We start from the raw sequence: 24,384 nt of genomic DNA on the forward strand, positions 1-24,384 counted from the left end.
AAGCCGCGGCACCCGGCCGAGAGAAGTCGCCGGCTTCGGAAGGAGCCGGGCTCAAGGGGAACCGAAGGCGGCACGGACCCACGTCGGGCCGGGGCCGGCCGTGGTGTTCAGCGCTCCGGGGATCCCGAGGACTCGGGGCCGTTCTCGGCGGCGCCTGCCGATCGGCTTCCGGACGCACCGTCCCCGGCCGATGTGCGCCCGGAGGTGCCGCCGCCGGGCGACGCGTGCCCGGAGCCGCCGGGCGACGCGTGCTCCGACACGCCTGCACCGGCCGAGCCACGGTCGGCACCGGACGGCGACGAACGTCGGACGCCGCCGTCGGAGGTGCCGTGATCGTCAGCCGACTCCTCGGTGGCGGAGGTGCCGTTCGACCCCTGGGCGACGTCGTCGAAGGACACCGGCGCGGTGGGCACGTGGGAGCCGTCGGGACGCAGCAGCACCTGGTCGAAGGAGGTGAGCAGGTCCGCGGCATCGGCGATCGCTTCGTCGTCACCGGACTCGACGGCTTCGAGCAGCCAGTCGAGCACGGCGAACTCGGCGAGCAGCTCGGCGCGGGTGACGATGTGGTCATCGGCGCGGGGCCGTGAGCTGCGGTACTCGGTGAAGAACGTCGGAACCGCTGCGGGATCGATGAGCGCCGAGGCGGCTGCGAGGTCGATCGCGGGATCGGCCACCCTCATGCGACCGATGTCGGCGAGGGCGAGCACGCGTTCCTCGTCGGTGTAGACGTTGGCCTCGTCGAGGGCGCCGTGGATCGGGGTGGCGAGGAAATGCCAGAGGGCGACCTTCTCGAACTCCTCCTCCCAATGCTGGAGGAGCGTCGCCGGCACGCGCCCGGTCGCCGCAGCCTGGTCGAGGCGCTCGAGGATCTGGAACTGGAAGCGCGAGGGCTCCTCGACGGGGAAGCCCGCATCGGAGATCGGCTCGGGGGCGGCGGAGTGGATGGTCGCGAGCGTCTGCGCCAGCGAGCTCGCTCGGGCCACGTCGGCGATCGGCTCATCACCCACCGGGGCTCCCGGCAGGGGATCGGAGAGGGTCACCGTGACCGGCGAGTCGGTGCCGAACACCTTCTCCTCGACCTCGGTGATCGCCCGCAGGTGCGGCCAGGTGAAGTCGGCGTGCGGGTAGGCGGTCTCGTAGATGCGCGCCGCCTCGGCGGTCGATCCCGCATCGGCGGAACGGTCGATGCGCAGGTGCGCGGCGGCGACGTAGTCGGTCTCCCCGTCGGAGATGAGAATCCTCACTCCCGCATCGAGCGGCGGGAGGGATGTCCATGTCGTCGGGGAGAAATCGTCGAGCATCGTCGCTGCGACTGCTGCCAACTTGAGCGCCTTCGTATCCACCTTCCCCAATGTACCGTCTGCCTCCCCGCCAGCCCTGGGATTCGGGCCTCGAGCGTGTCAGGCGCGTCAGGGGCCTGAGCTATCGTGGAGGCCATGGAACCGTTGCCCGCCATCGCCCCAGTCAGCCTGGCTCGCCAAGGGATCGACCGCGATCATCTGGCCCGCGGCGGCGACGGCGATCTCGGGCAGCTGTGGGAGTCCGGAGCCCTCGCCGTCTTCGAACATCGCGGCTCCCTCCTCGTCGCCCGCGGCGGGCTCCTCCGCGCCGATCGGGCTCAGGTTCCGCCCGGGCAGACGGAGATCTACCTCGGCCGCGACGAGGCGGGTCAGCGCTACATCGGCGTCAGCCTCGACGATGCCGGCCGCAGCGCCCTCGACACCGAGTTCGCCGCCGCCCGCGCCCGCGACGCCACCGACCTCCTCACCGCCCCCGGAGGCGGTGTCGAGAGCGCCGAACCCGTGTGGCTGCCTCTGCGGGAGCTCGCCGAGGCGCTCGACGACGTCGACGTCTCCCTCGCGTGTGAGATCGTCGCCCTCGGCAACTGGCACCGGGCCCACCCGTTCTCCCCGCTCACCGGGACCCCCACCGAACCCGTGCTCGGCGGCTGGGTGCGTCGGGACCCGGTGACCGGCAGCGAGCACTTCCCGCGCACTGACCCTGCGGTCATCGTCGTCATCGTCCACACGGATGCTGAGGGCGTCGAACGGGTGCTGCTCGGCAACAACGCCGCCTGGCCCGCCGGACGCTACTCCCTCCTCGCCGGATTCGTCGAACCCGGCGAGACGCTGGAGAACGCGGTCATCCGCGAGATCTGGGAGGAAGCGCATCTGAGAGTCGTCAATCCCCGCTACCTCGGCTCCCAGCCGTGGCCCTTCCCCTGCTCCCTCATGCTCGGATTCTCCGCCGAGGCGGAGAGCCTCGACGTCGCCGCCGACGAAGCGGAGATCGCCTCGCTGCGGTGGTTCACCAGGGCCGAGCTCAACGCCGAGATCGCCGCCGGCCGGGTGAGCGCCCCAGGAACGGTGTCGATCGCCGGCCAGCTGCTGCGGGCGTGGCTGGAGAACGAGTGAACACTCGCGCCGCCGACCTCCTCGCGGCTCTCGACGACGAGCAGCGGGAGGTCGCCACCCACTTCTCATCCCCGGTCATCGTCCTCGCCGGTGCCGGAACCGGCAAGACCCGGGCGATGACCCACCGCATCGCCTACGGCATCGCCACCGAGGTCTTCCCACCCCACCACGTCCTCGCCCTCACCTTCACCGCGAAGGCGGCCGGCGAGATGCGCGCGCGGCTGCGCTCCCTCGGCGTCCCCGCAGTCCAGGCGCGGACCTTCCATTCCGCTGCCCTGCGCCAGCTGCGGTTCTTCTGGGACCGCTTCGCCGGCGGTGACTTCCCCCGCATCATCGAGAACAAGGCCGGGGTGCTCGGCTCCGTCATGCAGGACCTCGGCATCGACGTCAGCCGTGAGCTCGCGCGTGACGTCGCCGCGGAGATCGAATACGCCGCGGCCTCCCTGCTCGGCATCGAGGACTACGCGATGAAGGCCCAGGCGCGCGAGCTGCCCGGCGACCTCGGCGTCGAGGACATGGTGCGCATCGCCGAAGCCTATTCGGAGGCGAAGACCCGGGGGAGACTCCTCGACTTCGAGGACGTCCTCCTCGTCCTCGACGGGGCCCTCGCCGAGTACCCGGCGATCGCCGCGGAAGTCCGTGAACAGTACCGGCACTTCGTCGTCGACGAGTTCCAGGACGTCTCACCGCTCCAGTTCGATCTGCTCACCCGGTGGCTGGGGCCGCGGGAGAACCTCTGCGTCGTCGGTGACCCCGCACAGACCATCTACTCCTTCGCCGGTGCCGATGCGTCCCTGCTCGAGTCCCTGCCCTCGTCCCTGTCGTCCTCGACGACGATCCGCCTCGTCCGCAACTACCGTTCGTCGCAGGCGATCGTCTCCACCGCCAACAGCCTGCTCCGCCACACCTCGCGCACGGCGCTGACCCTGCGCACGGACAATCCCGAGGGACGGTCCCCGCGGATGGTCGAATATCCCACCGACGAGGCGGAGGCGGTCGGAGTCGTCCAGGCGATCGCCGCCGAGGTGAGGGCAGGGCGTCGCCCCCGGGACATCGCGGTCCTCTTCCGCACGAACGGGCAGAGTCCGGCCTTCGAACAGGCGCTGACGGCGGCGGGAATCCCCTACCTCCTCCGCGGCGGGGAGCGGTTCTTCGCCCGCAAGGAGGTCAAGGAGGGCATCCTCATGCTCAGGGCCGCCCGAGCGGCGGCGGGGGCGCGTCCGCTGCCGGAGATCGTCGCCGAGGTGCTCGCCTCGGCGGGCTACACCCGCACCCCGCCCCCGGCCGGAGCGAGCAGGCAGAAGTGGGAGTCGCTCAAAGCCCTCGTCGATCTCGCCGAGACTCACCAGGCGGCCTCGGAGCTGCCGGTTCCCCTCGACGCCTTCCTCGCCGACCTCGCCGATCGCGCCGAGCACCAGTTCGCCCCCGACATCGAGGGCGTCACGCTCGCCTCGTTCCACGCCGCGAAGGGCCTCGAATGGGACAGCGTCCACCTCGTCGGGCTGAGCGAGGGGCTGCTGCCGATCAGCTACGCGCAGACGCCCCGGGCGATCGCCGAGGAGCGTCGGCTCTTCTACGTCGCCGTGACGCGTGCCGGTGCGGACCTGTCGCTGAGCTGGTCGCTCGCCCGTCACGCCTCGAAGCAGAAGCCGCGCAGCCCCTCGCGCTTCCTCTCCGAACTCGGACGGGTCGAGGAGAGCACCGGCGGGGGTCGGCGGCCGGGGACGACGGTGACGACCAACCGGTGCCGTGCCTGCGGGCGGGTCCTCGTCTCCCAGGCCGATCGAGCTCTGGGCAGGTGCGCGGGCTGCCCCGCCGAGGTCGATCTCGAACTCCTCGATCGGCTGCGCCGGTGGCGGGCCCGAGTCGGACTCGAACAGGGCCTCCCTCCCTACCTCGTCCTCACCGACACGTCGCTCTCGGCGATCGCCGAGATGCGCCCGGGCGACCTCACAGCCCTGGCCCGCATCCCAGGGGTGGGAGCGACGAAGCTCGAACTCTACGGGTCGAGTCTGCTGCGCCTCATCGCCGGGTAGCGGTCACTGCGCCGCCTCCTCGGGACGACCGAAGCGGGGGACGGGCGCCCGGCAGTGACAGCGCGGATGGAAGGCCAGCTCCTCCTCGTCGGCGAATCCCGTGCGGAGGTCGACGGAGCGGACCATCGGTTCGGCTGCGTCCTCGAGGAGCGCGCGCCGGAGGACGAGGGCGATGTGGGTGGCGGCGACTCCGGCCGCAAGAGGATCGCTGAGCTCGTCCCGGTCCTGCAGTGCTCTGATCCGCGGGTACTGGTCGAACCAGTCCGCATCGGCGTCCCGGAGGCTCAGGCACCCGCAGAGCGTGCACGGCGTGCGTCCCGGTCGCACCAGCCCGGTGAGGGTGACCGTGAACTCCCCGGCGACGACCTGGCAGTGGTCGATCTCGCGATCGACGAGCCAGGTGGCCGAGTGGAGATCGGGTACAAGGTGCGAGGTCGTGACGACGATGGGATGGGCGAGGGCCTCGCTCTCGTCGACGCGTGATGCCGTCGAGACCGCGAACCCGGCCAGTGAGAGCTGGTGGGCCACCGGAGAGCGAAGCGGTCCGAGGACTGCGACGGTGCGTGCCGCGAGGACCTCGGAGGTCTCGTCGGGGGTCCGCCGGAAGAGCCGAGCCGTGGACAGTGCCTTCGACCCCTTCGCCATCGCCGAGGTGTCGGAGTCCGAGGGGATGAGGACATCGGCCTCGGCGAGGAGGGAGATGAGCGAGGTCGCCCGAGCGAGGTCGATACCGAGCTCCTGAGCGCGGTGGTGGAACTGCGCGGAGGCCAGCCCCATCCGCAGGTCCTCGATGAGCGAGGCCTCCGCGGGGAGGAGACCGTCGATGAGGACGGGATCCTCGACCCCGAACTGGAGGCAGCCGCGGCCGCGCCACGTGATCGGCACACTCGGACAGATCCTCAGCATCACAGTCCTCGCTCTCGGTTCGGGAGCCTCTACGGTAGTGAATGCGCAGCCCGCGCACCAGAGCGAATGCCAGACTGTGGAAAACCTTGTGGAAAAACGGAAGAGGACAGGTCGGAAAGTCAATCCGACATGCCCTCAACCGCATGATGCCCCAGGCGCTCGCGGCGACTCGTGCGGCTTCCCCTTCCGCACGCATCTCCGGGTTTTCCGGGGTCAAACATAGAACCTATGCCCCATTCGCGGCCCCGTCAATGGCGCATCCGGCCGCCGCGGTCCGCCGATCTGTGGATAACGTGTGGACACCTGCCGACGGGCTGTGGAGGAGCGACTCGCCGCCCGTCGAGTCGAAACGCGCCGGGGGCAGATGAATGCGTAGGTCACTTCCGATGCGCGGTCGGTCGGCGGCTCCCATCGGTCTGTGGACGGAGGTGTGAGGGCGCTGGATCACGATACTCAGGAAACTCACAAGTAGCCACCACGGCCCCTCACGCGCTCTCGTGTCACTGTCGTTCCCTATCATTGGGGCATGGCAGAGCAGGTTCGGTGGACGGAGGAGCGTGTGCTCCGGGCGATCGCCCGCGGAGAGATCGTCGTGCGGCGTTCGGCACGGCGGAAGAAGACGATCGCGGTGTCGAAGGAGATCGACACCTATGTGCTCAGTGCTCCCGACCGCTACAGCGTCGAGTCGAACATCCGGTCGCTGACCGATCTGTTCAACCGCCTCGCCGCGAAGGACCACTCCTCGGCTGCCGACCTCGTCGCCCTCGCCGACGAACTCAACGACCGCTACTTCGCCGGACGCCTGCGGCCGGCGTCGATCCGGTGGGTGACGAACCAGAACCTCAGCCGGTGGGCGTCGACGACGACGTCGACCGGCGACATCAGGATCTCCCACCGGCTGCAGTCCGTGCCGCGCTGGGTGCTCGAGACCGTCATCGTCCACGAACTCGCGCACCTGCAGATCGGCCCGCACACCAAGGAGTTCCACGCTCTTGCCGACCGTCACCCGAGGCAGGCGGAGGCGAAGCTCTATCTCGACGGCTTCAGCGCGGGGGAGCGCTTCGGCCGCGGCACCTGAGGCGGCCGTGCGCGGGGTCCGTTCGGCTGCCGCGTGACCGACCGCTCATCGATCCGTTCAGGCGCCTAGTGCGAACACCTCGGCTGTGGCCCGATAGAGCTGCGGAAGGCGCTCGACGAGGTCGGGCATGAGGTCCTCGGGAAGTCTGCGGATGGGGAACCAGGCCACGTCGATCGATTCCTCGGAGACCCTCGGCAGATCCGCCGTCTCGGCGACGGCACCGTAGACGACGTCGAAATGGCGTCGGCACGTGCCGAAGTCACCGGCCAGCTCGTGGATGTCGAGGTCGATGGGGGCAGGGGAGACCCATGAGAGCGAGCCGATCCCGCTCTCCTCGAGCGCCTCGCGTCTCGCCGCCTCCCGCAGGCTCGCATCACCGGGTTCGAGGTGACCCCCGAACTGCATCCAGGCCCCGGCCTTCCGGTGGTGGTTGAGGAGGACCGCTTCGGCGGCGGGGTCGATGACGAGGCAGCTCGCCGTGACATGCTCGGACGTGCCCTCACGCACGAGCGCCGAGGCCCCGCTGTGCTCGAAGAGCTCAGCGAACGCCTCGGCGTTGACGATGCCCGTGATCTCCGCGCGAGCGGTGTCGAGGTCGATCACCTCACTTCTCGTCGCGGTCCGTGGAGTCAGGGCCCTCAGCGGTCGACTCGTCCTCGGTCGCCGCGGACTCGTCATCCGTCGACCTGTCGCCCCGCGCGCTGTCACCCCGCGCGCTGTCGGCCTGGGAACCGTCGGTGGAGGAGTCGTCGGCGGAGGAGTCGCCATCGTGCGACGCGGATGCCGAACCGTCCTCGGCGTCGCCGCGCGCCTGCGCCGGATCCTCGGCACCGGCAGACGAGTCGGTCGCGGTGGCCGTGGCGTCGCTGCCGTCCGTGCCTTCGGCGAGGATGCGGCTGAGCGCCTCGTCGAGGGTCGATCCGCCCTCCCATTCCGCGCGACGGCGTTCGCTGTAGCCGAGCGGGTCGTCGAGGTCCTCGGTCGTGGGCAGGAGGTCGGGATGGGAGAAGACCTTGTCCCGGGCCTCCGCCCCGCCCTGCGTCTCGAGGTACCCGAAGAGCGCGGCGGCGTCGCGCAGCCGGCGAGGATTGAGCTGGAGTCCGACGAGGGTGGAGAAGGTCTTCTCCGCAGGGCCGGCGGTCGCCCGTCGACGGCGCAGGGCCTCGCGGATCTGCTCGCGAGCCGGAAGCTTCTCGCACGCGGCGTAGACGACGACGTCGACCCAGCCGGCGATGACCGCAAGGAGGTTCTCCAGGGTCGTCAGCGCCCGCTTCTGCTCGTCCGTCGTCGGCGGGTTGAACAGGCCCTGGCGGATGTTGTCGCTGAGGTCGGAGATGTTCGAGGGATCGATCGACGAAGCCATCTCCTCGATCTGCGAGGTGTCGACCTTGAGGCCCTGAGCGTATCGGGTGAGTGCGGTCTCGACCTGAGCGCTCAGCCACGGAGCGCGCTCGAAGAGTGCGAGGTGCGCGAGCTCCTGGGCGGCGAGGTAGATGCGGACCTGGGAGACGTCGACGCCGATCTCCTCGGCGAACGCGGCGATGTTCGACTCGACGAGGACGGCCTGGTCGTGGGGGAGCAGAGGCAGTCCCACCTCGGTGCCGGTGAGCACGCTCTCCGACAGCGCCCCGACGGCCTGACCGATCTGCATCGAGAACATCGAATCGCTCATCGAGGAGAACATCGACGAGGCACCGGCGAGGATGCCCTTCATCTCTTCGGGCATCTGGGTCTGCAGGGTGTCGGTGAGCGCGGTCGACATGTTGTCCTTGATCGGCTCGACGAAGCGCTGCCAGCCCGGCATCGTCCGTTTGACCCAGTCTGCGCGGGTGAGCGTCGACGTCGACCGATTGGCCACGGAGAGGTCCGTCGCCTCGGCGAGCCACAGCTCGGAGAGGCGGAATGCATCCGTGGTCGCGTGGACCGCGTCATCGCCGACAGCGGGATCGGGGGAGGGGACGCTGCGCAGGGCGATCGAGGTCGCCTGCGCAGTCGGGTCGGCTCCCTGCCCGAAGAGCCCCTGCATCTGGTTCATGATCGTCGCCATCATTGCGGGGTCGATCGAGAAGCCCTGTGCACCGCCGGCACCCTGCGCGCCGTCCGAGCCGCCCTGACCACCCTGGCCGAAGAGCATTCCGAAGATCTGCTCGAAGGGGTTCTGCTCGTTGCTGTTGTCGTTGGTGTTGTCGTTGCTCATGATCTCACGCGCCTTCACGAATCGTAGTCATCACCACGGTAACCGCCGTACCTGTCAGAAGCTTCCCAATCCCGCCCGATGTTCGCACCGGGCGAAAGGAGTCTGAGAATTCCGTGACCTGCTTTCAACTAGACTGGTCACGCGGTGCAGCGAAAGGAATACATGTCTGAGAATGCCCCCCGGGCCGTGCCGGTGACGGCGCCGTCCCAGCGGAGCCGAGCCCGCCGACGTTCACCCCGTTTCGCCACGTCCTCCGGCGTCATGACCTATCTCCTCATCGCCCTTGCCGTGCTCCTGCCCGTGCCCTACATGCTCCAGCTGCCGGGGCCGGTGTTCAACACCCTCGGTGACTATCAGGGGAAGCCGATGATCAGCGTCTCCGGCGCCCAGACCTACCCCACCGACGGGAAGATCGACATGCTCACCGTCGCCGTGAGCGGTGGACCCGGACGCGACACCTATGCCTCGCAGGCGCTCGGGGCGCTCATCCGCGGCAAGGAGACGGTGGTTCCGACCGAGGCCTACTATCCGCTCGAGACGACCCGCGAGCAGGTCGCGGAATCGAACTCGTATGAGATGACGTCGAGCCAGGACGTCGCCGTCGCCGCTGCGATGGAGCAGCTCGACAAGCCGTACACGGTCTCCCTCCTCGTCGACGAGGTGACCCAGGGTGCTCCGGCCGACGGTCGGCTGGAGTCGGGAGACCGGATCCTCTCCGTCAACGGCACCGGCCTCGAATCCGACCCCGAGGCGGCTGTGAAGATGAGCACGACCGTGCAGAACTCGGACTCCGTCGATCTCGTCGTCGACCGGGACGGCGAACAGGTCGAGCTCACCCTCGAGCCTGCGACGATCCAGGGACGCAACGCCATCGGCATCACGATGAAACAGGATTTCGAGTTCCCCGTCGACGTCACCTTCAACGTCGACGGCATCGGCGGACCGTCCGCCGGCACGATGTTCGCCCTCGCGATCGTCGACGAGCTCACTCCGGGGGCGATGACCGGCGGCAAGCACGTCGCCGGCACCGGTGAGATCACCCCCGCCGGACAGGTCGGCCCCATCGGCGGAGCCCGGCAGAAGGTGGCGGCGGCGACCGCGGCGGGAGCGAAGCTCTTCCTCTCGCCCGCCGGCAACTGCGCCGAGGTCATCGCCGCAGCCGACCAGTCGAAGATCACCGTTGCACGCATCGACACCCTCGACGACGCGCAGAACGCCGTCGAGGGCTTCGCCGCCGGGGACACGTCCGCACTGAAGACGTGCCCGGCCGGCGACTCCACCAATGAGAAAGGGAAGCAGTGAGCACTTCGTCCTCACCCACCTCCGCGAGAATGCCCGGATCTGGATCCAAGCGTTCCCCCCTGCTGCTCACCCTCGTGACGGTGGCGATCCTCCTCGTCGCCTTCATCGCGTTCACCCAGGTCTACACCGAGGTGCTGTGGTTCGGTCAGATCGGTGCCGGCGACGTGTTCCGCACGATGTGGTTCACCCGCGGCATCACCTTCCTCGCCGGCTTCGTCGTCATGGCCGTCCCGGTGTGGCTGAGCCTGCACCTGGCGTATAGGAACCGACCGGTGTACGCACCGACGACCCCGCGCCAGGAGAACCTCGACCGCTACCGCGAGGCCATCGAGCCCCTGCGCCGGGTCGCGACCCTGGCCATCCCCGCCGTCGTCGGCATCCTCTCCGGCATCACCGCCTCCGCGCAGTGGAGCACGGTCCTGCAGTGGATCAACGCGACGCCGTTCGGCGAGACCGATCCGCAGTTCGGCATCGACAAGTCCTTCTTCGTCTTCGTCCTTCCCGGTCTGCGGCTCATCGGCGACACGCTGGGGATGGCGCTCGTGCTCTCGCTCATCGCCGCCCTCGTCGCGCACTACCTCTTCGGCGGCATCCGCCCAGGAGAGCAGCGGGGGATCGTGCTGACGAAGACCGCGCAGTGGCAGATCGGCATCACCGTCGCCGTGCTCGTCCTCGTCCAGGCCGGTCGCCTGTGGCTGAGCCGCTATGACCGGCTCACCGCGACCGGCGGCATCGTCCCCGGTGTCACCTACGTCGACGACCGGGCCGCGCTGCCGGCGATGGCGATCGTCGCGATCGCCGCCGTCCTCGTCGCCCTCCTCTTCGTCTACACCGCGTGGAAGGGCAACTGGCGGATCTCGATCATCGCCACCCTCACCCTCCTCGTCCTCGGCGGGGTCTCGATCATCGCCTACCCTGCGCTCGTCCAGCAGTTCCAGGTCAATCCCTCCCAGCAGAGCCTCGAATCCGAGTACATCCAGCGCAACATCGACGCGACCAGGGAGGCCTTCGACTTCGACGACATCGAGGTCACCCCGTACGAGCCGAGCACGAGCGGTGAGAAGGGAGCGCTGCGCGAGGACGCCGAGACCGCGGCATCGATCCGCCTCCTCGATCCCAACCTCGTCTCCGACACCTTCCGCCAACTCCAGCAGGTGCGGCCGTACTACTCGTTCCCCGCCCAGCTCGACGTCGACCGCTACAACATCGACGGGCAGATGCGCGACACGGTCATCGCCGTGCGCGAGCTCAGCCCCGCCTCGGTGAACAACCAGAGCTGGTACAACCGGGCGATCGTCTACACGCACGGATTCGGCGTCGTCGCCGCCAACGGCAACCAGCGCAATCCCGACGGCGAACCGACGTTCATGGAGTCGGACATCCCGCCGCAGGGCGAGTTCCCCGAATACGAGCCGCGCGTCTACTTCGGCGAGAGCTCTCCCGAGTACTCGATCGTCGGCGGACCCGAAGGGGCCACACCGCGCGAGCTCGACTACCCCTCGGACGAAGAGGGCGGTTCGGGTCAGGTCAACAACACCTTCCAGGGCGACGGCGGCCCATCCGTGGGCAGTCTCTTCAACCGCCTCGCATACGCGCTGAAGTACCAGGACGAGCAGATCCTCCTCTCCGATGCGGTGAACTCGGAGTCGCAGATCCTCTACGAACGCCATCCGCGTCAGCGCGTCGAGAAGCTCGCTCCGTTCCTCAAGATCGACGGCGACCCCTACCCGGCGGTCGTCGACGGCAAGATCAAGTGGATCCTCGACGGCTACACGACGGCCAAGGACTACCCGTACTCGACACCGCAGCCCCTCCAGGAGGCCACGGAGGATTCGACGACGGCGACCGCACCCGGCACGGTCGCGACCCTGCCGGATGAGGAGGTCAACTACATCAGGAACTCCGTGAAGATCACCGTCGACGCCTACGACGGCTCCGTCGACATGTACCAGTGGGATGAGAACGACCCGGTGCTCAAGACGTGGATGAAGATCTTCCCTGGTCTCATCCAGCCCGCGTCGGAGATGTCCGGTGACCTCATGAGCCACGTCCGCTACCCCGAGGACATGTTCAAGGTCCAGCGTGAGCTGCTCACCCGCTACCACGTGACCACGGCGAGCGAGTTCTACACCGGGCAGGACTTCTGGGCCCTGCCGACCGATCCGACGAAGCAGGCGAACAGCGGTCTCACGCAGCCGCCGTTCTACATGACCCTGCAGATGCCGGGTCAGGAAGCGCCCTCGTTCTCGCTCACGAGCTCCTACATCCCGGCCCGATCCTCGGAGGGTCAGTCGCGGAACAACCTCACCGGCTTCCTCTCCGCCGATGCGGACGCCGGGGCGACGAAGGGCGAGATCTCGGAGAACTACGGCAAGCTCCGGCTCCTCCAGCTGCCGCGCAACACGACCGTTCCAGGCCCCGGTCAGGCGCAGAACAACTTCAACACCGCGCCCGAGGTCCAGCGCAGCCTCAACCTGCTGCGTCAGGGTGAGTCGCAGGTCCAGAACGGCAATCTGCTCACCCTGCCGCTCGGCGGCGGACTGCTCTACGTCCAGCCCGTCTACGTCCGCTCGGCCGGTGAGACCTCGTACCCGCTGCTCCAGCACGTGCTCGTCGCCTTCGGTGAGAACATCGGGTTCGCCCCGACCCTCGACGAGGCGCTTGACCAGGTGTTCGGCGGTGATTCGGGCGCCGAGGCCGGCGACGCGGGCACGGAGTCCGGCGGTGGCGGAACCGCAGGCACCTCCGGAGGCGAGGGTGAGGGCGATCAGCCCGCCAACAAGAGCCTCAACGATGCCCTCGAGGAGGCGCGCAAGGCGATGGAGGACTCCGACGCCGCGCTCAGGGAGGGCAACTTCGAGGAGTACGGCAAGGCGCAGGACCGCCTGCGGAAGGCCCTCGAGGACGCCGTGGCCGCCGACCCCTCGATCGCCGAGGACGGCACCCAGTCGCCTGCTCCCAATGAGGGCGGGAACTGAGCCGAAGACGGCCTGAGCCGAACGCAGCCTGAGCCGAAGACGACGGCCCCCGGAGGACTTCTCCGGGGGCCGTCGTCGTGCAGGGCGGACCGGATGGGGCCGCCTCGGCGGGGGAGCGGTGATTACTGCGTCAGATACCCGTCGAGGTCCTCGACGATCTCCATCGCTCCGACGGGGCCGAGGCCGAGGAACCACACGTCGTCGTCGACGCGGTGCGCCCGGCCGTCCTTGACCGCTTCGAGTCCCGTCCACTGGCTCGTCGACAGCGCCCGGGTCTCCCCGGTGGCACCGGGATCGCCGTAGCTCGTGTAGAAGAGGTAGTCGCCGTCGGCCTGGTCGAGCTTCTCGGGAGAGATCTCCACGGCGAGATCGTCGACGTCCTGCATCTCCGGGCGTGCCAGACCGGCATCGGCGAGGACGACTCCGATGAGGGACAGGTTGCCGTAGAGGCGCAGACGCTCGGGCATGAACCGCACGAGTGAGATCGTCGGGTCGCCCTCGACGCTTTCCTTGAGCTCGGTCACCGCCCGTCCGTACTCGTTGAGCTTCTCGGTGGCCGCCTCCTCGGTGCCGAGCGCCTCACCGGCGAGGAGGAAGTTCTCCTTCCACGGGAAGCCGGGGCGGATCGAGAAGACCGTGGGAGCGATCGCCGACAGCTGGTCGTAGAGCTTGTCGGCACGCAGCTGACTGCCGAGGATGAGGTCGGGTTCGAGGGAGGCGATCTTCTCGAGGTCGAGTTCGCTGATCGTCCCGACGGTCTCGACACCTTGAGTCTTCTCGGCGAGGTAGGAGGGAACGGGGTTCGCCCCCTTGGTGGTCACCATGCCCACCGGTGTGATGCCGAGGGCGATGACATCGTCGAGTTCTCCGGTGTCGAGGACGACGACGCGTTCGGGCTTCGCCTCGATCTCCGTCGTCCCATTGGCGTGTTCGACGGTGCGGGGGAACTCACCGGGTGCCGCATCGCTGCCGAGCTTCGCGGTCTCTTCGTCGGCGGTGTCGAAAAGTCGGCCGCCGGTGGCGACATCGGTGTTCCCGGCGCTGTCTCCGGATGTCGCTTCGGACTCGACGGCACAGCCGGAGGCGAGCAGAGCGACGGCGAGCACGGTCGCGGTCATCGTGCGGAGACGGGAAGGGCGGGGGAGTTGAGAGAATCTGGTCATAAGGTGAGTCTAACCTCACCTGGTGGTTCGGGCCGGCTGCGCCTCGCGGGTCCGGCCCGACCGTACAGCGCGCGTCCCGATTGCCGGGGCGCGTCCGGGGATGAGAAGAGGCCCCGTCCAAATCAACTGGACGGGGCCTCTGCCACTGTGGTGGCGGGGGGAGGATTTGAACCTCCGACCTCCGGGTTAAGCGATTCACTGGTTCTTGATCAACTGAGCATCGGCGGAGGGCAGCTTCTCGCGCTGGCAACAGTCCTCAGCCTCGTGGAAACGACTTCCGGGGGTGTCGACTGATGACCACGCATCTCAGCGTTCGAAGCTTCAAAACGATGCTCACTCGCGCAGGTGTCGACACGGACGGACTCTCCTTCACACGACACGACCGATCCGGCCAGCATGACGCAGGGATCTACGCGGGCAGGTACGTCGAGAAAGTAGACATCGAAGTCTCTGGTCCGAAATCTGCACGTGGACCTGTCAGGACAGCACTATTCGACCGTGGCCTCGAATGCGCTCCATATCCGGACCGAGACTTCTTCTCACGGGGCGACTTCCCGCAGTAATCCGCCACTCGTGTCAGAGCCTCAAGCTACAGTGACTTGGAACACTAGAACGAACAACGAAGGAGGGGGAAGCCATGAACTTCTCAGATATCGTGGCCCTCATCATCGTCGGGTTTCTTGCCCTCGTCGCATTCGGCATCGCTGCTGAGCTTCTGATCCTGGTCAGCGCTGGTGCCGCAGTCTGGGGCTGGTACGTCATCCTTTCCGGCGGCGACGCGACTGCCATCGTCTGGGGAATGGCGATCTTTGGTCCCCTTGTGACGATAGGGATGATTGCTACGTCGGGGGATAACAGTCGTGCCCGTTGACTGGTAGCGGCCAGCTTCCACTGCCGTAGGGGTCTGACCTATTGAGACAATTCGTGTTGCCGATGCCTAAAGCATGTAGAACCATCTTCACTTCCAATGAAAGTGAGGTCACATGCTTCCCGATCACGCCGATCTGATCGAACAGTTTGAAATCACTATCGCAGCCTACCTCTCCCCAGGCACGGTTGAGACCCGAACCTACTACGTTCGGCGACTCGCACAGTGGGCATCCGCCCGCAACAGCCACATCCTCTCTCTGGAGCTCAAAGACATCCTTACCTGGTTGTCGAAATCTATAGGCCCATCCCCGTGGACCAAACGGAGCGCGAAGTCCTCAGCCTCGGTCTTCTATAAGTGGGCACGCCGCCACAGATACACCGAGCACAACCTCGCCGACGACTTCCCAACCATCAGCGCCCCAAAAGGAATACCGAACTGGGCTGACCCCGGGATGTAGGTCCAGTCGTTGTGTGAGTCGTCTTGATGCTCGCTGCTGCGGGCAGGAAGACTGGTCTCATCATGACGAACACGAGGAAGCGGCACACGCCTGAGCAGGTCGTGCGCATGCTCGGACAGGCCGACCGGATGCTGGCCGATGGCGCGGACGTCGCGGCGGTGTGCCGCGAGCTGGGCGTGTCGGAACAGACGTACTACCGGTGGCGCAACCAGTACGGCGGGCTCAAGGCCGACGACGCCAAGCGCCTCAAGGAGCTCGAGAAGCAGAACGCCACCCTCAAGCGTCTGCTCGCTGAAGCAGAGCTGGAGAAGGCGGCGCTGAAGGAGCTGGCAGAGGGAAACTTCTAGGCCCGGGCAGGAGGCGCGCCGCTGTCGCTCACCTCATCGCGAAGATGCGGGTGAGCGAGCGGATGGCGTGCCGGCTGACCGGGCTATCCAGGTCCGCCTACCGGCGCACCCTCAAGGCCGATACCGTCGCCGACCCCGACGCCGCCTTGCGTGAATGGCTGCGCGGTTACGCGAAGAAGCACCCCCGCTGGGGCTACCGGCGCGCGTGCCACGACGCCCGCGGCGAGGGCTGGCAGGTCAACCACAAGAAGATCCAGCGGCTATGGCGCGAGGAAGGCCTACGCGTGCCCCAGCGACGTCGCCGTAAGCGCATCGGCTCCTCGACCACGGACGCCCCCAAGGCGTGCGCCCCGAACGTGGTGTGGGCCATCGACTTCCAGTTCGACGTCGACGAGGCCGGGCGTCCGATCAAAATCGCGTCGATCGTGGACGAGCACACCCGGGTCTGCCTCGGCGGCCTCGTGGAACGCTCCATCACCGCCGACCGTCTCACCGACCATCTCGAGGACCTCGTTAAGCTGCACGGACCGCCCGCGGTCCTCAGAAGCGACAACGGGCCCGAGTGGGCTGACCCCGGGATGTAGGTCCAGTCGTTGTGTGAGTCGTCTTGATGCTCGCTGCTGCGGGCAGGAAGACTGGTCTCATCATGACGAACACGAGGAAGCGGCACACGCCTGAGCAGGTCGTGCGCAAGCTCGGACAGGCCGACCGGATGCTGGCCGATGGCGCGGACGTCGCGGCGGTGTGCCGCGAGCTGGGCGTGTCGGAACAGACGTACTACCGGTGGCGCAACCAGTACGGCGGGCTCAAGGCCGACGACGCCAAGCGCCTCAAGGAGCTCGAGAAGCAGAACGCCACCCTCAAGCGTCTGCTCGCTGAAGCAGAGCTGGAGAAGGCGGCGCTGAAGGAGCTGGCAGAGGGAAACTTCTAGGCCCGGGCAGGAGGCGCGCCGCTGTCGCTCACCTCATCGCGAAGATGCGGGTGAGCGAGCGGATGGCGTGCCGGCTGACCGGGCTATCCAGGTCCGCCTACCGGCGCACCCTCAAGGCCGATACCGTCGCCGACCCCGACGCCGCCTTGCGTGAATGGCTGCGCGGTTACGCGAAGAAGCACCCCCGCTGGGGCTACCGGCGCGCGTGCCACGACGCCCGCGGCGAGGGCTGGCAGGTCAACCACAAGAAGATCCAGCGGCTATGGCGCGAGGAAGGCCTACGCGTGCCCCAGCGACGTCGCCGTAAGCGCATCGGCTCCTCGACCACGGACGCCCCCAAGGCGTGCGCCCCGAACGTGGTGTGGGCCATCGACTTCCAGTTCGACGTCGACGAGGCCGGGCGTCCGATCAAAATCGCGTCGATCGTGGACGAGCACACCCGGGTCTGCCTCGGCGGCCTCGTGGAACGCTCCATCACCGCCGACCGTCTCACCGACCATCTCGACGACCTCGTTAAGCTGCACGGACCGCCCGCGGTCCTCAGAAGCGACAACGGGCCCGAGTTCATCAGCCAGGCGATCGCCGACTGGGCCGGCACCCGCACCGGCTTGTCGTACATCCCGCCCGGCTCGCCGTGGCTCAACGGCTACGTCGAGTCGTTCAACTCCCGCCTGCGCGACGAGTGCTTGAACATCAACAGCTTCTACTCACTGCTGCACGCCCAGGTCGTCATCGGCGACTGGAAGGTCGAGTACAACACCGTGCGACGCCACTCGGCGCTGGGCTACCTCACCCCGGCCGACTATGCTCGCCACTGCACCCACGAAATGGAACCCGACGACTCACACAGAGACCGGACCTAACAACGGGGGCGGCCCACGAGTTCATCAGCCAGGCGATCGCCGACTGGGCCGGCACCCGCACCGGCTTGTCGTACATCCCGCCCGGCTCGCCGTGGCTCAACGGCTACGTCGAGTCGTTCAACTCCCGCCTGCGCGACGAGTGCTTGAACATCAACAGCTTCTACTCACTGCTGCACGCCCAGGTCGTCATCGGCGACTGGAAGGTCGAGTACAACACCGTGCGACGCCACTCGGCGCTGGGCTACCTCACCCCGGCCGACTATGCTCGCCACTGCACCCACGAAATGGAACCCGACGACTCACACAGAGACCGGACCTAACAACGGGGGCGGCCCAAATGATGTATCACGAGTGACAGCGACGGGCTTGTCCTCACCAACAATGAGAGCCGAGACCTTGCCGTCCTTGGACACGACCATGGGGGTTGTTCCTGTGATACGGACGGTATCGTCTTTGGCGATCTTCCATGCCTGCGTATCGCCTTTGGCGGTGATGGCAGTGAGAGACTTCTCCGTGCGAGCTGCCACCGCTGGGACATCACCGGCTATGAATTCCGAGCTGTAGCTGATGGACGAATCCAGGCCCGTCTTGCCCAGTTCCTTACCTGAATTGGTGTCGAGGAGCACGAGTTCGCGGGGTTCAGATGCCACGTAGGCGACACCTGCGGCGAATGCTGATGCGGCTTCGGCTTTGCCTGCTGGAAGGCTCCATGCTTCGTTGTCGTATCCGTCGAGCAGGGGTGTTGAGTTCGGAGTCGCAGGAGCGATGGTCGTAGCCCAGACGGGAGCTGAGACCGGCTCAGCTTCATCGCCGTTGCGGACTAGCAGTGGGATCAAGACGATGAGCACTGCGACGAGGGCGAGGGCAATGACGACGGGGATCCATTTGCGGTCGAGTTTGAGTCCGGGCCGAGTGGAGGTGGACTTTGTCGTTCCTTTGGGGACCGGTGGGTTCGCCTTGGACTTGGCAGCGCGTCGAGCTGCCATTGCCGTAGTGATCGAATTGAGGCGATTGGTCACCGGCGCAAACTTCCTAGGCCGGAGCCGTTGACGCCGAGGTGCGTAGGTGGGACGTTCAGGTACGGACACGACAGTAGTGGCGTCTTCAAACTGTTGAGGTTCGAGTGTTCGGGCTTTCAGACCAGGGAGGTGACTCGTCAGCTCGATTTCGCTCAGTTCGCGGTTCGACAGTGCCTGAGCGGCGGCGACGACTCCTTCGAGTGTGGTGCGGTGGGTTCGGAATGACCCTTCGCCGGGAACGATGACGCTGTAGTCGACGTACTTGAATCGGTAGGTCGCTCGGGCCGTCTCGGCTTCGTCGTCGTCGAGTTCACGGAACTCGGTTGGGGTGATGACCCATTTGCGAGGATCGAAGCAGTCGGTGTCGTTGGTGTGCACGCGTGCGAGTTCAACGACGGGTGGGGTGGGATGGTAGCGGCGGCGGATGAGACGGATCGCGTCGTCGAAGCTCTTGGCTTCAACTTCGGTGTTGGACCTGTCGATGATGGTTACGGCCGCTGTGATCATGAAGGAGCGTCCGTGGTCGGTCGGGAGGATGTCGTCTCGCTGTGTCAGCGTGCTCTCCGCCTTATCGTTGCGCATGAATCTCGGCCTCCGCCGTGAGGGGGTTCAATGGTCGTCTCTGGGGTTTCTCGGCCTCGGTGGGCAAATGTTTGTCAAGAATCGGTTACGAACGTGACTGTGGCCGTCTTCGCGGGTGGAAGACGGCCACGAATCTGGTGATCGCGGATAGCAATCAATGGAGACCAGGGCCGGTCATTGACATGGCCGGTGACGGCGTGCTGGTTCGCATCTGGGTTGCGGCAGTTTTGATTTTGTCGGGGTTGAATCCGCTCCAGGTGTCCTGCGGTGTCTGCACGATCGGTGCTTGCATCAGCCCTCGGTCTTTGAAGTTCTGGAGCTGAGCTGCGTTGTCCGGGTGGGTGAGGTCCTTCACCGTGAGAGCAGCCTTGGAGATGCCCTCCTTTTCGAAGAATCGGAATGTGCCCGTGCACTGAGTGCAGTCAGGCTTGGTCCAGACGGTGATTCCAGTCATGGTGTCGTCCTCCTTATGAGAATTAGTCGTCGGGGTGTTCTTCATCGGGGTTCCAGTCATGGGGGTTCTCCGTGGCATAGGCATCAGTTTGGGGACGGGTGGCCTCCTGCTCTGCTCCGTCGCGAATGAGTTCCACGACGTCTTCGCTAGTGGTGTCGTTGGCCTTGCGGACCTTGTAGGAGAAGTTGTTGACCCACCATCCGGCCCAGGTCAGCGACTGAGTGTCCGTGATGATTCCGGCCCAGTCATTGGCGTAGTTCTCGTCGTCGGCCACCATAGCCAGAGCGGTGAAGCGATCGCGTCTGGCCGAGTCGATGAGTCCGGAAGACATCATCTTGTCGGTGCCGGTTAGCTCCGGCAGGCCGTGCTCGTCTTCGAACGCGATGGTGTCGAGCATGAGCTGCTTGAGGAACTGTTCTTTGTCGGCTGCGCTGTTCTTCTTGAAGCAGTTGGGGCAGTCCATGCCCTTGCCGTCTCGGGCGCGGCTGACGTAGAAGTCAGACTGTGCAGCGGCGGCACGCTTTGAGGCCGGAATCTTGGAGAGGTCGGTTTTGACAGTGTGTCCACATTTGTACTTCATCGGGTAGTGGGTTGGGATTGCCATGGCGTCTTCCTCAGGGTTGGTTGCGTTCCTGGTGAAGGTTCGGTGCCGGCGACTGATTGTGCTTGTCGAGATCTATTGGTGCCTAGCGCTGGTTCCCGCGTCGATTTCGGTGAGTGTGGACATTCGGTCAGGTTTCGTGGGCAACGCGAATACCATCTTCTGCAGACGTTGTGCCGAGGCGCGAGCGTAGATCTGGGTGGTCTCGACGGATTCGTGGCCGAGTAAGTCGCGGAGGGCCAACAGGTCCGGGTTGAGCTCGAGAGTTTCGCATCCGAACTTATGCCGAAGGCTGTGAGCGTTGAGTTTGGGGACATGGCCAAGGAGATGCCGGACACGCCGACCTAGTGAGCGTCCAAGGACATGACCGGTGGGGTTTCGGTCGGACGGGAAGAGGAAGCCTGGGCTGAAGTGGGCGAGGGCCTCTTTCACGATGGGATGCAGAGGGAGGATTCTCGTTTTGTTGCCTTTGCCAGTCACGCGGAGCTGATCGTGAACTGGGTCGAAGTCGCTCGTGTGGAGCTGGGCAGTCTCAGATGCTCTGAGTCCCTGATACTCGCCGAGCAAGAGCATCATGACGTCTTGGATTCGGGTGCACCGCCTGAGCGCCGCAGTTACTGCGGACTCTGGGCAGGGGTTCTGGGCCGCCCCCGTTGTTAGGTCCGGTCTCTGTGTGAGTCGTCGGGTTCCATTTCGTGGGTGCAGTGGCGAGCATAGTCGGCCGGGGTGAGGTAGCCCAGCGCCGAGTGGCGTCGCACGGTGTTGTACTCGACCTTCCAGTCGCCGATGACGACCTGGGCGTGCAGCAGTGAGTAGAAGCTGTTGATGTTCAAGCACTCGTCGCGCAGGCGGGAGTTGAACGACTCGACGTAGCCGTTGAGCCACGGCGAGCCGGGCGGGATGTACGACAAGCCGGTGCGGGTGCCGGCCCAGTCGGCGATCGCCTGGCTGATGAACTCGGGCCCGTTGTCGCTTCTGAGGACCGCGGGCGGTCCGTGCAGCTTAACGAGGTCGTCGAGATGGTCGGTGAGACGGTCGGCGGTGATGGAGCGTTCCACGAGGCCGCCGAGGCAGACCCGGGTGTGCTCGTCCACGATCGACGCGATTTTGATCGGACGCCCGGCCTCGTCGACGTCGAACTGGAAGTCGATGGCCCACACCACGTTCGGGGCGCACGCCTTGGGGGCGTCCGTGGTCGAGGAGCCGATGCGCTTACGGCGACGTCGCTGGGGCACGCGTAGGCCTTCCTCGCGCCATAGCCGCTGGATCTTCTTGTGGTTGACCTGCCAGCCCTCGCCGCGGGCGTCGTGGCACGCGCGCCGGTAGCCCCAGCGGGGGTGCTTCTTCGCGTAACCGCGCAGCCATTCACGCAAGGCGGCGTCGGGGTCGGCGACGGTATCGGCCTTGAGGGTGCGCCGGTAGGCGGACCTGGATAGCCCGGTCAGCCGGCACGCCATCCGCTCGCTCACCCGCATCTTCGCGATGAGGTGAGCGACAGCGGCGCGCCTCCTGCCCGGGCCTAGAAGTTTCCCTCTGCCAGCTCCTTCAGCGCCGCCTTCTCCAGCTCTGCTTCAGCGAGCAGACGCTTGAGGGTGGCGTTCTGCTTCTCGAGCTCCTTGAGGCGCTTGGCGTCGTCGGCCTTGAGCCCGCCGTACTGGTTGCGCCACCGGTAGTACGTCTGTTCCGACACGCCCAGCTCGCGGCACACCGCCGCGACGTCCGCGCCATCGGCCAGCATCCGGTCGGCCTGTCCGAGCTTGCGCACGACCTGCTCAGGCGTGTGCCGCTTCCTCGTGTTCGTCATGATGAGACCAGTCTTCCTGCCCGCAGCAGCGAGCATCAAGACGACTCACACAACGACTGGACCTACATCCCGGGGTCAGCCCACATTCATTCCGTCTGCCATCGACGGCAAGACGCTGATTCAAGCAGATTCAGCCCGCCCCCAAGTGGTCATCGACCCCCTTGACGACAAGGCTGAAGCGAAGACCCTTGACCTCCCTGCCCCCACGGACTCCGCGACATTCTCACGGCACATCTCATCGGGACACGGGGTCACGGTCGCCGAATGGACCGTTGATGGTCAGCCCACCGTGACCGTGCACAATCTCGACGACGACGCCGCGATCACCGCGGCCTTCCCGCTGTCAGATACCGCTGCCGCTGATTCCTGGCAAGTAGGTCGCACCATGGGCACCGGCATCATCGGTGACAAAGCGGTCAACCTCGCGGACGGAAGCCTAATCGCCGATGGCAACGGAACACCGTTCACGACCGCGCTCGGTCCCCTCGCCGTCACCGAGGCGAACGGACAACGCACCTACTTCGACGCAACATCCACTTACCCCGAACCCGATCAGGCACGCCTGCTCGGCTACACCGACAAGGGGCCTGCAATAGTTCGCAACCCCGACGGGTCCATCACAGCTCTTACCAACACGGAAGGAAAGTAAATGCACACCCCCAAGCATCGCGCCACGGCAGCAGCCGTGATCCTCGGCCTCGCGATCCCCGCCACAGCAGTCGCACCGGCCCTCGCTCACGAAGCCACGACTCAGCCACCAGCGACGACGAGACCTGTATCGCCCACGGTGGATACGTCCCCTGACAGTCGCCCGACCGCAACGACTCAGCCCGCCGAAGCACCGACCGCCGACCCGACAGTTCCAACGGCACCTGCTCCGTCGAAGACTCCTGATTCCCCCGTCGATGCCACTGTCCCAACCGCACCGGCAGACGACACACAAGCCGACGCGTCGTCCGAAGCCGAGGCCGACGGCCCAGACGACAACGCCGACGCTGGTGCTGCGACCGACGGCAACGATGACAATGATGCGACGGCGAACACCGATGATGACGCCGAGGCCGATGCGGATGCCGACGGGGAAGAACCAGACCCCACAGATCCTCCTGACCAGGACGGCTACGACCCGGCAGATCCTGGCGAGGAACCACCGACCGAACCCGGCGATCCGGAACACCCGAAAGAGACCGGCCACAAATACCCCAAGGACAACTCGGATGCGGTTGACCTCAAGCCCGCAATTCCCGAAGATCACTACGATCAGTCATCGTTGGCTCTCATCGATCCCACCACTGGCACTCCCACTCGACTCATCGTCCTCGATGTCGGCACGTTCACCATTCGCGGTGATGGCCAGATCAACTTCACCCCCTATGCGCCCTTCGACGGGTCCGTGACGATCAAGTACACAGTCCTCGACAATGACGGCAACTGGGTCGCCGGCCGGGTCACCATCACCGGGGGAGGAACCATCGACAACCCTGCCGATTCCAACGCGACCACCGACGACACCGGGTCATCAGAATCCAACGCCGCCGACACCGCGAACTCGGACACCGGTCGAGACGGGACCTCGCAGTCAGACGGCGACGATGACAAATCGGGCGATAACGGAACGTCAGAAGGAACCGCGAGTGGTGGCTCTTCACAGGCTGACTCGCATGGGTCCGATGACGACGACAGCACGCAGGCCAATGCCTCTAGCAATGATGGTGCCGACGGCACCGATCAAGACGCATCCGCTTCCGCAAACGGCCCGGGGAACGACGCTTCCGACTCCGACTCAGCAACGGACGACCCCGGCGACAGCAACGACGCCACAACCGACGCTGGCGGAACCGGCGCCAATGCTGGCTCCGGCGCAGACGGCCCGAACGACAACGCCGACGAGGGCCACGCCGATGACGGGGCTAACGACGGTGACGATGGCAAGACCAAGGCAGACGGAGGCAAAGAACCTGCTGACTCCAAAGACAAAGCCGAGGGCAATGCCGACGATTCCAACCTCGACAAGCCTGCACCGAATGACCCAGTCGACGTACCCGAGCTACCAACCGGTCCCGGCGATGACACCGAAACGCCACAGCAACCAGGTGATGACCTCGGACTGACCAACGAAGACGAACCCAACGACGAACCGTCCGAATCAGACAGCAGCGAACCTGCCCCGACTCCGTCATCAGACGATGACCGAACCGTCACCACCGACTCCGGCTCCCAGCCTGACTCGTCAGCGACCAGCTCACCCAATGGACTGGTCATCGGTCTCGTTATCGGCGGATTGGTCATTCTCACCGCAGCCGGCCTCGGCGTGATCGCCTTTAACCGTCGGACCAAGAAGTAGTCCGTAGCCTCACCTGCCACTGAAATGGAGGTTTCAC

At 66.2% G+C, this 24,384-nt stretch carries 20 protein-coding genes and 2 pseudogenes; 12 read left to right on the forward strand and 10 right to left on the reverse strand.

All coding sequences use genetic code 11. The annotated features are described in order from the left end of the window. Positions 1-107 precede the first annotated feature (107 nt). Positions 108-1,322, reverse strand: coding sequence for a phosphotransferase (locus tag AC0VYB_RS07210; protein WP_313420501.1), 1,215 nt, complete (start codon positions 1,320-1,322; stop codon positions 108-110). A 114-nt stretch (positions 1,323-1,436) separates the two neighbouring features. Between AC0VYB_RS07210 and nudC the strand changes: the two genes are divergently transcribed. Both nudC and AC0VYB_RS07220 read left to right on the forward strand, forming a co-directional pair. After that, positions 1,437-2,414, forward strand: a complete 978-nt coding sequence (gene nudC / locus AC0VYB_RS07215; protein WP_101624859.1) for an NAD(+) diphosphatase — start codon at positions 1,437-1,439, stop codon at positions 2,412-2,414. Further along, positions 2,411-4,450 (forward strand): ATP-dependent DNA helicase UvrD2, encoded by a 2,040-nt coding sequence (locus AC0VYB_RS07220; RefSeq protein ID WP_009375235.1) that lies wholly within the window; start codon positions 2,411-2,413, stop codon positions 4,448-4,450. Before nudC ends, AC0VYB_RS07220 begins: the two co-directional genes overlap by 4 nt. 3 nt (positions 4,451-4,453) lie before the next feature. Here the strand turns inward: AC0VYB_RS07220 and AC0VYB_RS07225 are convergent, their stop codons facing one another. Continuing rightward, the gene (locus AC0VYB_RS07225; RefSeq protein WP_101624861.1) at positions 4,454-5,335 is read right to left on the reverse strand and encodes a hypothetical protein; all 882 of its coding nucleotides are present in this window, start codon (positions 5,333-5,335) and stop codon (positions 4,454-4,456) included. A gap of 547 nt (positions 5,336-5,882) precedes the next feature. Here AC0VYB_RS07225 and AC0VYB_RS07230 point away from each other — a divergent pair. After that, positions 5,883-6,434, forward strand: coding sequence for a M48 metallopeptidase family protein (locus tag AC0VYB_RS07230; protein ID WP_040340957.1), 552 nt, complete (start codon positions 5,883-5,885; stop codon positions 6,432-6,434). A gap of 57 nt (positions 6,435-6,491) precedes the next feature. Here the strand turns inward: AC0VYB_RS07230 and AC0VYB_RS07235 are convergent, their stop codons facing one another. Together AC0VYB_RS07235 and AC0VYB_RS07240 are read right to left on the reverse strand one after the other, a co-directional pair. Further along, complete coding sequence (locus AC0VYB_RS07235) at positions 6,492-7,037, reverse strand: NUDIX hydrolase (protein ID WP_193338827.1); 546 nt, start codon at positions 7,035-7,037, stop codon at positions 6,492-6,494. A gap of 1 nt (position 7,038) precedes the next feature. Continuing rightward, positions 7,039-8,631 carry a zinc-dependent metalloprotease gene (locus AC0VYB_RS07240; protein WP_227007347.1) on the reverse strand — a complete coding sequence of 531 codons (1,593 nt, stop codon included), beginning with the start codon at positions 8,629-8,631 and terminating at the stop codon, positions 7,039-7,041. Between the two features lie 162 nt (positions 8,632-8,793). Between AC0VYB_RS07240 and AC0VYB_RS07245 the strand changes: the two genes are divergently transcribed. Both AC0VYB_RS07245 and AC0VYB_RS07250 read left to right on the forward strand, forming a co-directional pair. Continuing rightward, the gene (locus tag AC0VYB_RS07245) at positions 8,794-9,933 is read left to right on the forward strand and encodes a YlbL family protein (RefSeq protein WP_227007346.1); all 1,140 of its coding nucleotides are present in this window, start codon (positions 8,794-8,796) and stop codon (positions 9,931-9,933) included. Next, positions 9,930-12,911 carry a UPF0182 family membrane protein gene (locus AC0VYB_RS07250; protein ID WP_009375249.1) on the forward strand — a complete coding sequence of 994 codons (2,982 nt, stop codon included), beginning with the start codon at positions 9,930-9,932 and terminating at the stop codon, positions 12,909-12,911. Before AC0VYB_RS07245 ends, AC0VYB_RS07250 begins: the two co-directional genes overlap by 4 nt. 122 nt (positions 12,912-13,033) lie before the next feature. Here the strand turns inward: AC0VYB_RS07250 and AC0VYB_RS07255 are convergent, their stop codons facing one another. Further along, complete coding sequence (locus tag AC0VYB_RS07255; protein WP_193338826.1) at positions 13,034-14,074, reverse strand: ABC transporter substrate-binding protein; 1,041 nt, start codon at positions 14,072-14,074, stop codon at positions 13,034-13,036. A 637-nt stretch (positions 14,075-14,711) separates the two neighbouring features. Here AC0VYB_RS07255 and AC0VYB_RS07260 point away from each other — a divergent pair. From AC0VYB_RS07260 to AC0VYB_RS07280, 5 genes and pseudogenes are all read left to right on the forward strand, one after another. Next, positions 14,712-14,945, forward strand: coding sequence for a hypothetical protein (locus tag AC0VYB_RS07260; protein ID WP_101624867.1), 234 nt, complete (start codon positions 14,712-14,714; stop codon positions 14,943-14,945). A 112-nt stretch (positions 14,946-15,057) separates the two neighbouring features. Beyond that, the gene (locus AC0VYB_RS07265) at positions 15,058-15,402 is read left to right on the forward strand and encodes a hypothetical protein (RefSeq protein ID WP_101624868.1); all 345 of its coding nucleotides are present in this window, start codon (positions 15,058-15,060) and stop codon (positions 15,400-15,402) included. 62 nt (positions 15,403-15,464) lie between these two features. Then, positions 15,465-16,330 (forward strand): annotated as a pseudogene (locus tag AC0VYB_RS07270) (IS3 family transposase); the annotation flags it as partial. A gap of 65 nt (positions 16,331-16,395) precedes the next feature. Further along, a protein-coding gene (locus AC0VYB_RS07275; RefSeq protein WP_100227560.1) for an IS3 family transposase occupies positions 16,396-17,543 on the forward strand; the annotation gives its coding sequence in 2 pieces (ribosomal slippage) (positions 16,396-16,666 and positions 16,666-17,543; 1,149 coding nt in all). A 17-nt stretch (positions 17,544-17,560) separates the two neighbouring features. Beyond that, a pseudogene (locus AC0VYB_RS07280) lies at positions 17,561-17,863 on the forward strand (integrase core domain-containing protein); the annotation flags it as partial. Here AC0VYB_RS07280 and AC0VYB_RS07285 read toward each other — a convergent pair. The 5 genes from AC0VYB_RS07285 to AC0VYB_RS07305 all read right to left on the reverse strand — a co-directional run bounded on the left by AC0VYB_RS07285 (position 17,843) and on the right by AC0VYB_RS07305 (position 22,003). Beyond that, positions 17,843-19,144, reverse strand: coding sequence for a hypothetical protein (locus AC0VYB_RS07285; RefSeq protein WP_146001457.1), 1,302 nt, complete (start codon positions 19,142-19,144; stop codon positions 17,843-17,845). The pseudogene AC0VYB_RS07280 and the gene AC0VYB_RS07285 sit on opposite strands and share 21 nt — an antisense overlap. Positions 19,145-19,298: 154 nt before the next feature. Then, positions 19,299-19,598, reverse strand: coding sequence for a thioredoxin domain-containing protein (locus AC0VYB_RS07290; RefSeq protein ID WP_180960672.1), 300 nt, complete (start codon positions 19,596-19,598; stop codon positions 19,299-19,301). A 22-nt stretch (positions 19,599-19,620) separates the two neighbouring features. Further along, positions 19,621-20,202 carry a hypothetical protein gene (locus tag AC0VYB_RS07295; RefSeq protein WP_193338918.1) on the reverse strand — a complete coding sequence of 194 codons (582 nt, stop codon included), beginning with the start codon at positions 20,200-20,202 and terminating at the stop codon, positions 19,621-19,623. 72 nt (positions 20,203-20,274) lie between these two features. Continuing rightward, positions 20,275-20,904: a tyrosine-type recombinase/integrase gene (locus tag AC0VYB_RS07300; protein ID WP_227007392.1), complete on the reverse strand. Its 630-nt coding sequence runs from the start codon at positions 20,902-20,904 to the stop codon at positions 20,275-20,277. Next, positions 20,856-22,003, reverse strand: a protein-coding gene (locus AC0VYB_RS07305) for an IS3 family transposase (RefSeq protein ID WP_100227560.1) whose coding sequence is annotated in 2 segments (ribosomal slippage) — positions 20,856-21,733 and positions 21,733-22,003 — 1,149 coding nt in all. Because the reading frame shifts where the segments join, the coding sequence is not laid out codon by codon here. The genes AC0VYB_RS07300 and AC0VYB_RS07305 overlap by 49 nt, the downstream gene beginning before the upstream one ends. Positions 22,004-22,148: 145 nt before the next feature. Here AC0VYB_RS07305 and AC0VYB_RS07310 point away from each other — a divergent pair. Both AC0VYB_RS07310 and AC0VYB_RS07315 read left to right on the forward strand, forming a co-directional pair. Next, on the forward strand, positions 22,149-22,652 hold the full coding sequence (locus tag AC0VYB_RS07310) for a hypothetical protein (RefSeq protein WP_101624983.1): 504 nt from the start codon (positions 22,149-22,151) through the stop codon (positions 22,650-22,652). After that, on the forward strand, positions 22,653-24,347 hold the full coding sequence (locus AC0VYB_RS07315; protein WP_193338903.1) for a hypothetical protein: 1,695 nt from the start codon (positions 22,653-22,655) through the stop codon (positions 24,345-24,347). The last annotated feature ends 37 nt before the right edge of the window (positions 24,348-24,384 follow it).

The organism is Brevibacterium sp. Z349TD_9 (assembly GCF_056173565.1).